The sequence below is a fragment of the Aeromonas popoffii genome, from assembly GCF_037818705.1.
Taxonomy (GTDB): domain Bacteria; phylum Pseudomonadota; class Gammaproteobacteria; order Enterobacterales; family Aeromonadaceae; genus Aeromonas; species Aeromonas popoffii.
In genome coordinates, this window is sequence record NZ_CP149129.1 from 408,197 (window position 1) to 421,748 (window position 13,552).

The following is a 13,552-nucleotide window of genomic DNA, read 5'->3' on the forward strand; positions in this document are numbered from 1 at the left end:
CGGCGTCTTGCGCCACCTGCTCTACCCCTCTCATCCAGGATGGCACTACGTCAGGCAAGGAGGAACAGGCAAAGAGAGCAAGAAAAATAGAGCGTGCGGCAACAAAGAGGCGACCCAGGGGTCGCCTTGTGCATTCAGGGGCGGAACGTCAGCGGGCCTGCTCCAGGGTACGCACCACGGCCGCATGGGCCAGGCGGGTGCGGCTGATATGGCGTGGCGCGACCAGTACCACGTCGTTGCCAGCGACGGCGCCCATGATCTCGGGATTGGCGTTGCGATCAAGCAGGCGGGCCACCACGGTCGCAGCGCCCGGGGTGGTGTGGACCAGCACCATCTGCTGGTTGTGCACCACGTCGCGCACCATGTCGTGGATGGAGCGGGTGCTGCCAGCAGGTTCCAGCTGATCGTCCACCAGGGTGTAGACCTTCTTGCCGTTGGCATTTTGCGCTTTGGCGACGCCGAGGCGGCGCAGCAGGCGGGAGATGGTGGACTGGCTGATGTCGGCAAAGCCGCGCTCTGACAACTCGCGGCGGATCTCTTCCTGGGTGCTGTAGCAGTGCTGACCGATGATCTGGCGACAGGCACCCAGCTGGGCCAGGTCGGGCTCTTGTTCAACGGGACGACTGAGGGTTTTGACCACGGCGATTTCCTTTGACTGTGACCGAAGGCTATCGCTCGAAATCTGCCATCAGTGCCTTTTAATAGATAAAAGTTCTGATAGAAAGGAGCGGGACAGGGAATGAGCGATGTTTAGCCTTTATAGAATGGTAAATTATAGCTAAACGGAGAATCCGTGATGTGACAGGGGTCAAAAATGGGCCCAACAGGGCCCATTCAGATATCAGTAACGTTCGCTGACAATATCCTGGGTGAAGGACTTCTCGCAGTATTTGCACTTCATGCGCACCACACCTTTCACCTCCCTAACCCGGAAGTAGCTGTCTACCGGCTCGTTGTGGGAGATGCAGTTGGAGTTGGGGCAGTGGAACACGCCCGTGATGAACTCCGGCAGTTCCAGCTGATGCTTCTTCACCACGGCGAAGTCTTCGATGATGTTGACGGTTGCCTTGGGGGCGAACAGGGCCAGCTGGTTGGCCTGCTCTGCGGTCAGGCGGGTGTTCTCTATCTTGATGAGATCCTTCTTGCCCAGCGCGCCGGATTTCAGGTTGAAACCGACGGTGATCCGCTCCTGGGTCTCGATCAGCTGGAACAGCTTGAGGATCTTGATGCCCTGGCCGGCGGGGACGTGGTCGATGACGGAGCCGTGACGGATGGCTTCGACTTGCAGTTGATTCTTCTCGGACATGATGTTCCCCTTTTCCCTTAGACGGTTTCGTTCAGTACCAGAGCCAGCAGTGCCTGGCGTGCGTAGACCCCGTTTTCCGCTTGCTGGAAGTAGTAAGCATGGGGAGTCTTGTCGACCGCCACATCAATCTCGTCGACGCGGGGCAGGGGGTGCAGGATCTTCATGGTGGGCTTGGCCCCTTCCAGGGTGGCCAGCTCCAGCACAAACTTGGCGGCCATGTGCTTGTATTCAGTCTCGTCGAAGCGCTCTTTCTGGACCCGGGTCATGTAGAGGATGTCGAGCTCCGGCATTACCTCTTCCATGGTCTCGTGCACGCTGAACCGTATGCCCTTCTCTTCCAGCTCTTCGCAGATGTAGTCCGGCATCGCCAGCGCCTCCGGGGAGATGAAGAAGAAGCGGCAGTTGAACAGGCTGAGGGCCTGGGCCAGGGAGTGGACGGTGCGACCGTACTTGAGGTCGCCGACGAAGGCCACGTTGAGGCCATCGAGCTTGCCTTGCGTCTCATGAATGGAGAAGAGATCGAGCAGGGTCTGGGTCGGATGCTGGTTGGAACCGTCACCGCCGTTGATGACCGGCACGCGGGAGAACTCGGAGGCCAGACGGGCGGCACCCTCTTTCGGGTGACGCATCACCACGGCATCCGAGTAGGAGCCGATGATCTTGATGGAGTCGGCCAGGGTCTCGCCTTTCTTGGCGCTGGTGTTGCCACCGTCGGCGAAGCCGATGATGTTGCCACCCAGACGCTGAACCGCGGTCTCGAAGGAGAGGCGGGTGCGGGTGGACGCTTCGAAGAAGCAGCTGGCAACCAGCTTGTCTTTCAACAGGCGGGTGTCGGGCTCGGCCTTCAACCGCTGTGCGGTTGCGACCACCAGTTCCATGTCGGACCGGGTCAGGTCCGAAATGGAGATGACATGTTTCTTATAGAGTGGATTGGTCATCGTCTGCATTCCCTTTGACATCAATGAAGGTTTTTCGGGCACAAAAAAAAGCCCCTGAAACAGGGGCTTTTTTTAAAAATAATTGGGGGTCTGTGGGTCGGGAACTGGAAACAACGGGGCTGCTCTGGTGCGCTCCACCCGTCTGCAAGGCTGTTTTCTGAATCAAAAACTGCATCGTTTCGTCTCGACCTTTTTCAAAACCGGACAGATTATAGAGTCGTATTTTGAATTGTCAAAAATTTATTTCAAAGGTAAGATTTGCGCGGAAAAACGTTTAAGCGTCGTGAACGGGTCGGCAAACCCACACGCTGTGCTCCATTTGCAGGGGCAGGTCATCGTCGGCCATGCAGCGCAGATAGGCGAGTCTGTGGTGTCCTTCCAGCAGGCAATAGGGTTGCGGCAGCAGCTGTCCGTCCGGATAACGGCTATCCGGCGCGGTGGCCAGCACTATGATGGGTTCGGACCAGGTGCCCTGGGTCAGCATGTATTCGCCGAGCCAGGAGCGGCGTACGTAACGGTTGTGGCGCAGCATCTCGCCCCAGCGGTCGATCACCTCCATGTGACGCGATCCCGTCTGGGTCAGGACGCGGCTGGTGGGCCACTGCTCGCACTCGAACCGGTGACGGGCGAGGTCGAGAAAGCTCCAGTTAGACTCAAATCCGCGCCAATGGCGATAAATCCACTGGGAAAGCACGTTGTGGGGAATGAAGGGCACACGCGGCGCGACCCGGTCGAGATAGTCGGGCAGGTGCTCAGTCTTGCGTTCATCCCTGAAGTTGAGCGGTGCCAGTTGTTGGAGCAATCGGTAATTGAGCATGAGTCGCCTCCCGGAGCCAGACTTAACCCTACCCCCATTTATGTGGCTTTCCTACCCTGACAAGGCTGTAAATACAGCAAGTTACCCCGTCAGGCTGCGCAAATTACTGCGAGTTGCTCGTCATTTGTGCAATCGAATCGAAAGTGAGAAAAAAGCCTTTACCTTTGAACCCGGCTTTGTATAATTCGCCTCGTTTGTTGCAGGGGCGTAGTTCCAATTGGTAGAACAGCGGTCTCCAAAACCGATGGTTGCGGGTTCGAGTCCTGCCGCCCCTGCCATTTTCAGAAAAGCCAGCTCATTGAGCTGGCTTTTCGCATTTCTGCGATCCCGGTTTTTCCTCCCGTCACGCCTGCGCCGATGGCTGCCGTTTTTCGGCGGCGTCAGCCCATTCCCGGCACCTCTTTCCCTTCAGCTCCCGCCCTGCCCCTGACCGCTAGTTGCTATTGTGCCAGTTCGCCCTGTCGTTTCTGGCAATCGTGCTTCAGGGGACCGTGTGATACACAACATGGGCGGTGTCATTGCGTGTTGATGGCAAGCCGATAGCCAATGCTCAAGCCGTGGATTGTGGGCGTGAACATCACTTGAGGAGAGAGATTCATGAACAAGGCAGTTGAAACCCGGTTGAACAAGTCTCGCCCCGGTGGCTGGATGCCACAGGATAGTGCCCGTATCGAGCGCTGGATCCGGCGGATCAAGCACTATGTTGCCAACCAGCCGCGCGCGCTTGTGGCGCCGATCGCCGAATTGCGGGATCTGGTCAATGCCGACCCTTCGCTGCACGCCCAGGCCGAAGCCATGTTCAAGGAGGCTTGGCGCCACAAGCATCTGACCCCGCTCGGTCAGGTCGAGGTGCGATCCTTCGAGGAGTTTCTGGGGCTGCTCAACGGCATCATGACCACGGCCCCCGAGGCGTATCAGGATATCCCGACGCACGAGCCCTCCGGCCTCATCGGTTTTCCCATCAATGCGCTGCTCGACTGGCCCATGGCGACCCAGTCCGGTTATCACTTTTTCGCCAATGCCCTGATCAACCAGCAGTTCAAGAAGATCCTCGATTACTGGGCGCTGTTTCTGCAAAGCCCGGCTTCGCGATACGTGCTGAACGAGCCGGTCAGTCGGCTGGATCGGGAGACTCTGGTGGTACCCTGGCTCGGCAAGGTAGCCATGGCTGAGATGGTCAAGGTGGCAACCGGCGCCCTGGGTGAGGGTTCCAATCCCACGCCAGCCAGCTTCGGGCAGATCTTTCAGTGCGATCCGGCGGCTGAGTATTTTGGCTTCGGTAGCTGGGATGCGTTCTTCACCCGCACCTTCCGCCCCGGTGTACGGCCTGTTTCGGCGCCAGAGGATGACAACGTCATCGTCAACGCCTGCGAGTCTGCACCGCTGCAGGTGAAAAAAGAGGTGAGCCGCAGCGATCAGTTCTGGCTCAAGGGTCAGCCCTATTCGCTGGACAACATGCTCGATTTTGACGATCTGGCGCCTCGCTTCGAAGGCGGCACCGTGTATCAGGCCTTCCTCAGTGCGCTCAGCTATCACCGCTGGCATAGCCCGGTGAGCGGCATCATTCGCAAGGTGCGCATCGTCAACGGCACCTACTATCTGGAGAACCAGTTCGAGGGCTTTGGCGACCCGCAGGGGGCGGATCCCAGCGCCCCCAACAACTCGCAGCCCTTCCTTACCTCAGTGGCGACCCGGGCGCTGATTTTCATCGAAGCCGATAACCCCAAAATCGGGCTGATGTGCGTGGTACCTGTGGGCATGGCCGAGGTGTCGAGCTGCGACATCACAGTGCGGGCGGGGGATCGGGTGAAGAAGGGGGATCAGCTCGGCATGTTCCACTTCGGTGGCTCGACCCACTGCCTGCTGTTCCGCCCCGGGGTCGAGCTGGAGTTCGAGTTTTACGGCCAGACTCCGAGCCTGGATGCCGGCAACATGCGGCTCAACACCGCCATAGCCCGAGTACGCTAGATCGTTTTTTTGCGGGCTGGATACACACAGGCCACCTCCTGGAGGTGGCCTGTTGACAGCGGCGGAGGGGCGTCAGACGGGTTTTTGAGGGATTATTCCCATGCCGGATGGCAAGGGATATTGCCAGGATTTAGTTACTGATTCATTTAAAATCAACGGATTGAAATTCATGGTTCGGGATTTTCTGTCGATATAGTCCACACAGGGCGTGCAGCCTTGTTTGACGCCATTGAGACAGCCATAAGGATATCCCATGAATCTCTCCCTTCGCGGCAAGTTGTTGGCCACCAGTCTTGGCGTGGTCCTGATCACGGTCTGCCTGCTGGGCATGACTGCTTTCTATACTCTGAAAAACCAGACCCTGAGTGCCATCGACAGTGAGGCGCGCAACTACGCCAGCGCCTATGCGGAAGGGATAGGAAAATGGATGCAGGACAGGCGCGAGAGCCTGACCGCCCAGGTCGATGTCATCGCCAGCCACCCGACCTCCGAGCTGGTGCCCCATCTGCAGCAGACCTTGCGTTCCGGTGGCTTCGGGCTGGCTTACTACGGTTCGGAGGAGGGGGTGATGACCCGCAACGATCCCTCCCTCAACAAGGGTAACTATGACCCACGCGAGCGACCCTGGTATCAGGACGCGGTCAAGGCGGGCAAGCTCATCATCACCGAACCCTATGTCAGCGTGACCATGCAGCAACTGGTGGTAACCCTGGCCGAGCCCGTGATGCAGCAGGGTCGGCTGGCTGGCGTGGTCGGTGCCAACCTGGCGCTTGAACAGCTCATCAAGGATGTGCTGGCGATGCGGGTACAAGGGGATGGTTACGCCATGTTGCTGGACAAGAGCGGCCTCATCGTCGCCCATCCGGACAAGGCGCTGGCGCTCAAGAAGAGCCAGGATCTGGCCCCTGAGCTGGATGCCAGCCGACTGGTGAGCATGAGCCAGCAGGGCGGTCTGCAGCTGGTGCAGATCGGCGGACGCGATGCCCAGATGCTGGTGCTGCCCATTCCCAACACCGACTGGCTGCTGGCCATGGTGATGCATGAGGATGTGCTGATGGCGCCGCTGCAGAGCCTGCTGTGGGAGCTGTCACTCATCAGTGCCGGCCTGATCCTGGTATTTGGCCTGGTGCTGACCAGCACCTTCAACTTCCTGTTCCAGGATCTGGGGCGGGTGGCCGGGGCGTTGCACGATATAGCTCACGGCGAGGGGGATCTCACTGTCAACATCAACACTCGCAGCAAGGACGAGGTGGGCCAGCTGGCCGAGAGCTTCAACCAGTTCGTGGCGCGGCTGCACGGTATCGTCAGTCGCCTGCGTGACGTGACCCTGGAGCTGACGGCCCAGTCCCGCACCCAGGCGGCCGGTGCCCAGGCCCGCAGTCAGCGGGTGCGTCAGCAGCAGGACGAGATCGTGATGGTGGCTACCGCGGTGACCGAGATGGCTTCCGCCACTCAGGAGATCGCCGGTAACGCCGAGTTTGCCGCCACCACCGCCACCGATGCGGTCGCGCTGGCGGTCGCGGGTCAATCCCAGGTTGGCCAGAGTCAGCGCAGCATTACCGGCCTGGCAGATGAAGTGGCGGATGCCAGCCAGATCATCCACGAGCTGGATGCCCACGCCCAGAAGATCAGCGGTATTCTGGCAACCATCAGCGGCATTGCCGAGCAGACCAACCTGCTGGCACTCAATGCCGCCATCGAGGCGGCCCGGGCCGGTGAGCAGGGGCGCGGCTTTGCGGTAGTCGCGGATGAGGTGCGAGTGCTGTCGCGCCGCACTCATGATTCCACCGACGAGATCCAGCAGATGATCGAGACACTGCAGCAGACTACCCGTCGCGCCGTGGGTGGCATGGAGACCAGCCGCCAGCTGGCAGGCACCAGCGTGGAGGATGCAGAAGCCGCCAACCTGAGTCTTGGCCGGATCAACCAGGCCATAGGTTCCATCAGCGACATGGCGACCCAGATAGCGGCGGCGGCGGAGGAGCAGACCTCGGTCACCAGCGAGATCAGCCGCAATACCGAGAACATACGCCACGTTTCTCAGGAGTTGGCCGAGCAGGCGGGCGAAGAGGCCGCCCAGGCCGCCGAGCTCAAGTCGCTGACCGAGCGGCTGGAGCAGGAGATCGGCCGTTTCCGGCTCTGATCATCAGGCAAGAGAAAGGGCAGCCCGCGGGCTGCCCTTTGCTATTTCTGGCGCTTATCCCGGCTGTTTGACCCAAATCAGCTGGTCGGTGGCAAAGCCCAGTGCTTGGGCCTTGGCTACCAGCGCATCCACCTTCGCCTTGGGCGGATTGGGGGAGCGGGAGAGGATCCAGAGATAGTCGTGGTTGTAGCTGGTCACCAGCGAGAGCTGGTAGTCGGGGTCGAGATCGATGACGTTGTAGCCGCCGTAGAAGGGGCCGAAGAAGCTCACCTTGAGCCGTGCCTCGTCCGGGTTGCCCACGAAGTAGGCTTTGCCCTCGGCTTCGCGCCAGCTGCCATCGCTTTGTTTGCCGCGGTTGAGTACCTTGACGCCGCCATCGTCGCGCAGGCTGTAGGTGGCGCTCACCTGCTCCAGCCCCCGCTCGAAGCTGTGGTCGAGGCGGGCAATTTCGTACCAGGTGCCGAGATAGCGATCGAGCTGGAAGCCGGTGACGGGGCGGGTGCCATCGGCAATCCCGGTACAGGCCGTCAGTAGCCAAGCGGTGAACAGGCAAAGCAGTGAACGCATAGGTAATCCCTCTCTTGTTATCCCTCGATGATGCGCAGCTGGCCATCCCGGAAGCGGGAGGCTTGATCCGTCGGCGTGCTGCCGAAGAAGCGCTTGTACTCCCGGCTGAACTGGGAGTTGCTCTCGTAACCGACTCTGGCCGCCGCGGTGCCCGCCTTGATGCCATCGTGCAGCATCATGATGCGCGCCTTGTGCAGGCGAAACGACTTGATGTACTGCAGTGGCGAGGTGGCGGTGACCGCCTTGAAGTGGTGGTGAAAGGCGGAGACGCTCATGTTCACCTCTCGCGCCAGCTCCTCCATGGTGAGGTTTTCGGCATAACGTGACTCTATCATACGCAGCACCCGGGCGATCTGGCCCACATGGTTGTGGCGATTGGCGAGCGCCTGCAAGGCGGGGCCACCCCCCTCGGTGAGGGCGTGGAACAGCATCTCGCGCACCGTCTGCGGTCCCAGCACCTTGGCGTGCAGCGGGTTGTCCATCAAGTCGATCAGCCGCTCGGCGGCGCAGAACATCGCCTCCGACAGGGGCACCGAGTGGATGCCGCTCTTCTGCGGTGCCGCAGCGGGTAGGGCGTCTCCCAGCTCCAGCAACAGCGCTTGCAGGGTGACCATGTTGATCTCGATGGTAAAACCGATAAGCGGCTGCTCGGGGGAGGCGAAGCACTCGCACTCGCAGGGCAGCGGCAAGGTCATCAGCAGGTAGTGGTTGGGGTCGTAGCGAAACACCTGATCCGCCAGATAACCCACCTTGTGCCCCTGCAGGATCACTATCATCCGTGGCTGATAGAGCACCGGGGTACGGCCGTGGTACTCGGTGGTATAGATGAAATTCACCTGCTCCACCGGGGAGGGGGTGATGCCGGGGGCGGTGACGTGGCGAGTCACTCTGGCAGCGAGGTCGCTGTAACGGTTTTGCATGGGCGCTCTTTGATTCAACTGTTCCAGTTTTCGCTGCTTTGTAGAAATAGGCAAGAATCAAGCAGGATGTTGTCTTGATGGTAGAGGGGTTCTGGAGAAAAATGCAATCACGATTTCGCGGCCTGGCCGCCCTGACTATCAGAAGAAGGCAATGTCGATGAACAATTTTACTCTGCATACCCCGACCAAGATCCTGTTCGGCAAGGGCCAGGTTGCCCAGCTTCGTGAACAGCTCCCCAGCGACGCCCGCATCCTGATCACCTATGGCGGTGGCAGCGTGGTGCGCAGTGGCCTGCTGGAGCAGATCCGCTGCGAGCTGGCTGGCATGACCCTGTTCGAATTCGGTGGTATCGAGCCCAACCCCACCTATGAAACCCTGATGGGAGCGGTGGCGCTGGCCCGTGCCGAGCGGATCGACTTTCTGCTCGCCGTCGGCGGCGGCTCCGTGCTGGATGGCACCAAGTTCATTGCCGCCGCTGCCCATTATGATGAGGCCAGAGATCCCTGGCACATACTCGAGACAGTCGGCAGCGAAGTGCGCTCCGCCATTGCGCTGGGTTCAGTGCTGACTCTGCCCGCCACCGGCTCAGAGATGAACATGGGCGCCGTGGTGACCCGTCGTAGCACGGGTGACAAGGTGCACTTCTTCTCGCCGTTCGTGATGCCGCGCTTCGCCGTGCTCGATCCCGTGCTCACCTACACCCTGCCCGAGCGTCAGGTGGCGAACGGGGTGGTGGATGCCTTCGTCCATATCGTGGAGCAATACCTCACCTATCCGGTCAATGCCAAGGTGCAGGATCGCTTCGCCGAAGGCTTGCTGCTGACCCTGATCGAAGAGGGCCCGAAGGCACTGGCCGATCCGCACAATTACGAGGTGCGCGCCAACATCATGTGGAGCGCCACCATGGCGCTGAACGGCCTGATCGGTGCCGGTGTGCCGCAGGATTGGGCCACTCATATGCTGGGTCACGAGCTGACCGCCCTGCACGGTCTCGACCACGCCCAGACCCTGGCCGTCGTGCTGCCTGCCCTGCTGCAGGCCAAACGCCAGCAGAAGCACGCCAAGCTGCTGCAATACGCCGAACGGGTGTGGGATCTGCGCAGTGGCAGCGAAGCGGAGCGCATCGACGATGCCATCGCCGCCACCCGCGACTTCTTCGAGCGGATGGGGGTCAAGACCCGACTGCGCGACTACGGCCTGAACGATCTGGGTATCGACACCCTGATTGGCAAGTTGGGGGAGCACGGCATGACTGCCATCGGTGAGCACGGCGACATCGACTTGGTGCAGAGCCAACATATTTATGAAGCGGCCTGGTAAGGGCTCCCAATCGGCGCCACTCGGGCGAAGCGATTAAATTGTCGGGGCCGTCCTCCGCCATCTGGCGGCGGGGCGGCCCCGTTTTTGTTGGGAAAATGTTACTTTCCGCGTTTCGCTGCGGGAAGTGAGACGAAAGCGGATTTCGTAAGAACAAAAAACGCTAAGATAGAGGGCCGGTAAAACATTTTTTTGACTGGTTGGATCACTTTATTCAGCCGTTTTTACTGGTATAAGCCTCTAATTTGGTTTGTTTTTTTAAATTGTAGCCAGGGATGGGCTGAATTCTGTACGAGTGCCGTCGGGACTGCGGTTGTAATAAAACTCCAAAATTTGATACTAATCACCTTCGCGCCTGAAAAGCGGGGGCCTGACCATGACAGGAGGTTGAGGTAAAGCCTACTGATTTTCATAACAAAGAGCCCTGGACCTGCACTTTGGTCATGTCTTGTTTCGTCAGAAATGCGACACTGGGCAGCGATTGTTTATTAACCATCAGGGAATAGTCATGCAGATTGGAATACCGAGAGAGAGTCTCGCCGGTGAGACCCGGGTCGCAGCGACCCCGGCTACCGTCGAGCAGCTGAAAAAGCTCGGCTTCGAGGTCGCCATCGAGGCCGGTGCTGGCCAGTTGGCCAGCTTCGATGATGCCGCCTTCGAGGCTGCCGGTGCCAGCGTGGTGCCGAACGTCTGGCAAGCCGACCTTATCTTCAAGGTCAATGCGCCGACCGATGCCGAGATCGCACAAATTAAAGATGGCGCCACTCTGGTGAGCTTCATCTGGCCTGCCCAGAACCCTGAGCTGGTCAAGAAGCTGTCCGAGCGCAACATCAATGTGATGGCGATGGACATGGTGCCGCGGATCTCCCGTGCCCAGTCCCTCGATGCCCTCTCCTCCATGGCCAACATCGGTGGCTATCGCGCCGTGGTTGAAGCTGCGCACCAGTTCGGTCGCTTCTTCACCGGTCAAATCACCGCAGCCGGTAAAGTGCCGCCTGCCAAGGTGCTGGTGATCGGTGCCGGTGTCGCCGGTCTGGCCGCCATTGGTACTGCCGGTTCCCTCGGCGCCATCGTGCGCGCGTTTGATACCCGTCTGGAAGTGGCCGAGCAGATCGAATCCATGGGTGGGGAATTCCTCAAGCTGGACTTCGGTGGCGAAGACGGCGCATCCAGCGATGGTTATGCCAAGGTGATGTCCGATGAGTTCATCGCGGCCGAGATGGCGCTGTTTGCCCAGCAAGCCAAAGAGGTGGACATCATCATCACTACCGCCCTGATCCCTGGTCGTCCGGCTCCGAAGCTTATCACCAAGGAGATGGTCGACAGCATGAAGCCGGGTTCCGTCATCGTGGACTTGGCTGCCGCAACCGGTGGCAACTGTGAATACACCAAGCCGACCGAGTTGTTCGTCACCCCCAATGGCGTCAAGGTGATCGGTTACACCGATCTGCCGGGTCGTCTGCCTGCCCAATCCTCCCAGCTCTACGGTACCAACCTGGTCAACCTGATGAAGCTGATGTGCAAGGAGAAGGACGGCCAGGTTGCCATCGACTTCGACGACGTGGTTCAGCGCAACATGACGGTGATCCAGGCCGGTGAAGTGACCTTCCCGCCGCCCGCCATCGCCGTCTCTGCCGCTCCGCAGAAACCCGCCGCCGCCAAACCGGCCGCGAAGAAAGAAGAGGCCAAGCCCTCCAACAAGAAGTTCGTGTTTGGCGCCCTCGGTATCGCGGCTTTTGGCTGGATCGCCTCCGTGGCACCGGCCGCCTTCCTCTCCCACCTCACCGTGTTCATCCTGGCCTGTGTGGTCGGTTACTACGTGGTGTGGAATGTCTCCCACTCCCTGCATACGCCGCTGATGTCGGTCACCAATGCCATCTCCGGCATTATCGTGGTCGGTGCCCTGTTGCAAATTGGTCAGGGGTCTACGCTCGTCACTGCGCTCTCGTTTGTCGCCGTGCTGATTGCCAGTATCAACATCTTTGGTGGCTTCACCGTCACCCAGCGCATGCTGAAGATGTTCCGTAAGGATTAAGGGGGTTTAACGTGTCTCAAGGACTGGTAACAGCATCCTATATCGTTGCCGCCGTGCTCTTCATCCTCAGTCTCGCGGGACTGTCGAAGCAAGAAACGGCCAAGCATGGCAACTTGTTCGGTATCGCGGGTATGGCTATCGCCCTGCTCGCCACCGTCTTCAACCCGGAAACCAGTGGTGTGCACTGGATCATCCTGGCCATGGTCATCGGTGGTGCCATTGGTGTGCGGCTGGCACTCAAGGTCGAGATGACCGAGATGCCCGAGCTGGTCGCCGTGCTGCACAGCTTCGTGGGTATGGCTGCCGTGTTGGTAGGCCTCAACAGCTTCATCGATCTGCACCCCTCTGCTCCCGCCGAGGTGGTGGTTTCCGTTGGTTCCAATCTGGATGCGACTCTGGCTGCGGCCCGGGCGGCGTTCGAACAGGCGGCCAGTGTCGCTCAGGTCGAGCACCTCTCCGGCGCCATGCTGAACATCCACCTGGTCGAGATCTTCCTGGGCGTCTTCATCGGTGCCGTGACCTTCACCGGTTCCGTGGTTGCCTTCGGCAAGCTGCGTGGTCTCATCTCCTCCAAGCCGCTGATGCTGCCCCATCGTCACAAGCTGAACCTGCTGGCTGTGGTGGCCTCGCTGGTATTGATGATCTTCTTCGTCAACGCCGGTGGCTCCACCTTCGCCCTGCTGGTGATGACCCTGATCGCCTTCGCCTTTGGCTGGCATCTGGTTGCCTCCATCGGCGGTGCCGATATGCCGGTGGTGGTCTCCATGCTCAACTCCTACTCGGGTTGGGCAGCGGCGGCGGCGGGCTTCATGCTCTCCAATGACCTGCTGATCGTGGTGGGTGCACTGGTAGGTTCCTCCGGTGCGATCCTCTCTTACATCATGTGTAAGGCGATGAACCGCTCCTTCATCTCCGTCATCGCCGGTGGCTTCGGCTCCGATGGTGTGGCCTCCACGGCTGATCAGGAGATGGGCGAATACCGTGAAACCAACGCCGAGGAAGTGGCTGACCTGCTGAAGAACGCCAGCACTGTCATCATCACCCCGGGCTACGGCATGGCGGTGGCACAGGCCCAGTACCCGGTGGCCGAGATCACCCAGAAGCTGCGTGATCGCGGCGTCAAGGTGCGCTTCGGTATCCATCCGGTTGCCGGTCGTCTGCCAGGCCACATGAACGTGCTGCTGGCGGAAGCGAAAGTCCCTTACGATATCGTGCTGGAAATGGACGAGATCAACGACGACTTCAACGATACCGATGTGGTATTGGTGATCGGTGCCAACGACACCGTCAACCCGGCCGCCATGGAAGATCCGGGCAGCCCCATCGCCGGCATGCCGGTGCTGGAAGTGTGGAAGGCGCAGAACGTCATCGGCTTCAAGCGCTCCATGAACACTGGCTATGCCGGTGTCCAGAACCCGCTGTTCTTCAAAGAGAACACCCAGATGCTGTTTGGCGATGCCAAGGCCAGCGTCGAGGCGATCCTGAAAGCGCTGTAAGCGTTTGTCAGGTATGAAACGAGGAGGCTTCGGCCTCCTTTTTT

Annotated in this window: 12 protein-coding genes and 1 tRNA gene; 6 read left to right on the forward strand and 7 right to left on the reverse strand. The window is 59.9% G+C overall.

Translation table 11 applies throughout. The features are described 5' to 3' along the window. Positions 1 to 148: 148 nt before the first annotated feature. The 4 genes from WJM78_RS01960 to WJM78_RS01975 form a co-directional block, all read right to left on the reverse strand. Positions 149 to 640: an arginine repressor gene (locus WJM78_RS01960; protein ID WP_287146693.1), complete on the reverse strand. Its 492-nt coding sequence runs from the start codon at positions 638 to 640 to the stop codon at positions 149 to 151. A gap of 201 nt (positions 641 to 841) precedes the next feature. Continuing rightward, positions 842 to 1,306 (reverse strand): aspartate carbamoyltransferase regulatory subunit, encoded by a 465-nt coding sequence (pyrI, locus tag WJM78_RS01965; protein WP_005318436.1) that lies wholly within the window; start codon positions 1,304 to 1,306, stop codon positions 842 to 844. Between the two features lie 17 nt (positions 1,307 to 1,323). Then, complete coding sequence (pyrB, locus tag WJM78_RS01970; RefSeq protein WP_042035958.1) at positions 1,324 to 2,244, reverse strand: aspartate carbamoyltransferase; 921 nt, start codon at positions 2,242 to 2,244, stop codon at positions 1,324 to 1,326. A 274-nt stretch (positions 2,245 to 2,518) separates the two neighbouring features. After that, positions 2,519 to 3,061 (reverse strand): hypothetical protein, encoded by a 543-nt coding sequence (locus WJM78_RS01975; RefSeq protein ID WP_042035959.1) that lies wholly within the window; start codon positions 3,059 to 3,061, stop codon positions 2,519 to 2,521. Between the two features lie 201 nt (positions 3,062 to 3,262). Here WJM78_RS01975 and WJM78_RS01980 point away from each other — a divergent pair. Continuing rightward, a tRNA-Trp gene (locus WJM78_RS01980) sits at positions 3,263 to 3,339 on the forward strand. A 319-nt stretch (positions 3,340 to 3,658) separates the two neighbouring features. Then, positions 3,659 to 5,029 (forward strand): phosphatidylserine decarboxylase family protein, encoded by a 1,371-nt coding sequence (locus WJM78_RS01985; protein ID WP_339013117.1) that lies wholly within the window; start codon positions 3,659 to 3,661, stop codon positions 5,027 to 5,029. Positions 5,030 to 5,101: 72 nt separating this feature from the next. On the opposite strand, the gene WJM78_RS01990 is transcribed toward WJM78_RS01985, so the two are convergent. Further along, positions 5,102 to 5,284 (reverse strand): hypothetical protein, encoded by a 183-nt coding sequence (locus tag WJM78_RS01990; RefSeq protein WP_275929349.1) that lies wholly within the window; start codon positions 5,282 to 5,284, stop codon positions 5,102 to 5,104. On the opposite strand from WJM78_RS01990, the gene WJM78_RS01995 reads away from it, so the two are divergent. Then, positions 5,283 to 7,172 carry a methyl-accepting chemotaxis protein gene (locus tag WJM78_RS01995; protein WP_287146695.1) on the forward strand — a complete coding sequence of 630 codons (1,890 nt, stop codon included), beginning with the start codon at positions 5,283 to 5,285 and terminating at the stop codon, positions 7,170 to 7,172. The two genes, WJM78_RS01990 and WJM78_RS01995, sit on opposite strands and share 2 nt — an antisense overlap. A 54-nt stretch (positions 7,173 to 7,226) precedes the next feature. On the opposite strand, the gene WJM78_RS02000 is transcribed toward WJM78_RS01995, so the two are convergent. Together WJM78_RS02000 and WJM78_RS02005 are read right to left on the reverse strand one after the other, a co-directional pair. Further along, the gene (locus tag WJM78_RS02000; protein WP_339013121.1) at positions 7,227 to 7,739 is read right to left on the reverse strand and encodes a lipocalin family protein; all 513 of its coding nucleotides are present in this window, start codon (positions 7,737 to 7,739) and stop codon (positions 7,227 to 7,229) included. Positions 7,740 to 7,756: 17 nt separating this feature from the next. Further along, positions 7,757 to 8,659: an AraC family transcriptional regulator gene (locus tag WJM78_RS02005; protein WP_339013124.1), complete on the reverse strand. Its 903-nt coding sequence runs from the start codon at positions 8,657 to 8,659 to the stop codon at positions 7,757 to 7,759. A gap of 157 nt (positions 8,660 to 8,816) precedes the next feature. On the opposite strand from WJM78_RS02005, the gene yqhD reads away from it, so the two are divergent. The 3 genes from yqhD to pntB all read left to right on the forward strand — a co-directional run bounded on the left by yqhD (position 8,817) and on the right by pntB (position 13,508). After that, a complete protein-coding gene (yqhD, locus tag WJM78_RS02010) occupies positions 8,817 to 9,980 on the forward strand; it encodes an alcohol dehydrogenase (RefSeq protein ID WP_275929350.1) in 1,164 nt (387 codons plus the stop codon). Between the two features lie 505 nt (positions 9,981 to 10,485). Next, positions 10,486 to 12,012, forward strand: coding sequence for a Re/Si-specific NAD(P)(+) transhydrogenase subunit alpha (locus tag WJM78_RS02015; RefSeq protein WP_339013128.1), 1,527 nt, complete (start codon positions 10,486 to 10,488; stop codon positions 12,010 to 12,012). 11 nt (positions 12,013 to 12,023) lie between these two features. Further along, entirely contained in the window at positions 12,024 to 13,508 is a 1,485-nt protein-coding gene (gene pntB, locus WJM78_RS02020; RefSeq protein ID WP_042035968.1) for a Re/Si-specific NAD(P)(+) transhydrogenase subunit beta, read from the forward strand. Positions 13,509 to 13,552 lie beyond the last annotated feature (44 nt).

Coding starts and splice junctions, on each gene's coding strand:
- pyrI (WP_005318436.1), bottom strand. CDS start 1,306: ATGTCCGAGAAGAATCAACTGCAAGTCGAAGCCATCCGTCACGGCTCC.
- pyrB (WP_042035958.1), bottom strand. CDS start 2,244: ATGACCAATCCACTCTATAAGAAACATGTCATCTCCATTTCGGACCTG.
- WJM78_RS01975 (WP_042035959.1), bottom strand. CDS start 3,061: ATGCTCAATTACCGATTGCTCCAACAACTGGCACCGCTCAACTTCAGG.
- WJM78_RS01985 (WP_339013117.1), top strand. CDS start 3,659: ATGAACAAGGCAGTTGAAACCCGGTTGAACAAGTCTCGCCCCGGTGGC.
- WJM78_RS01995 (WP_287146695.1), top strand. CDS start 5,283: ATGAATCTCTCCCTTCGCGGCAAGTTGTTGGCCACCAGTCTTGGCGTG.
- WJM78_RS01990 (WP_275929349.1), bottom strand. CDS start 5,284: ATGGGATATCCTTATGGCTGTCTCAATGGCGTCAAACAAGGCTGCACG.
- WJM78_RS02000 (WP_339013121.1), bottom strand. CDS start 7,739: ATGCGTTCACTGCTTTGCCTGTTCACCGCTTGGCTACTGACGGCCTGT.
- WJM78_RS02005 (WP_339013124.1), bottom strand. CDS start 8,659: ATGCAAAACCGTTACAGCGACCTCGCTGCCAGAGTGACTCGCCACGTC.
- yqhD (WP_275929350.1), top strand. CDS start 8,817: ATGAACAATTTTACTCTGCATACCCCGACCAAGATCCTGTTCGGCAAG.
- WJM78_RS02015 (WP_339013128.1), top strand. CDS start 10,486: ATGCAGATTGGAATACCGAGAGAGAGTCTCGCCGGTGAGACCCGGGTC.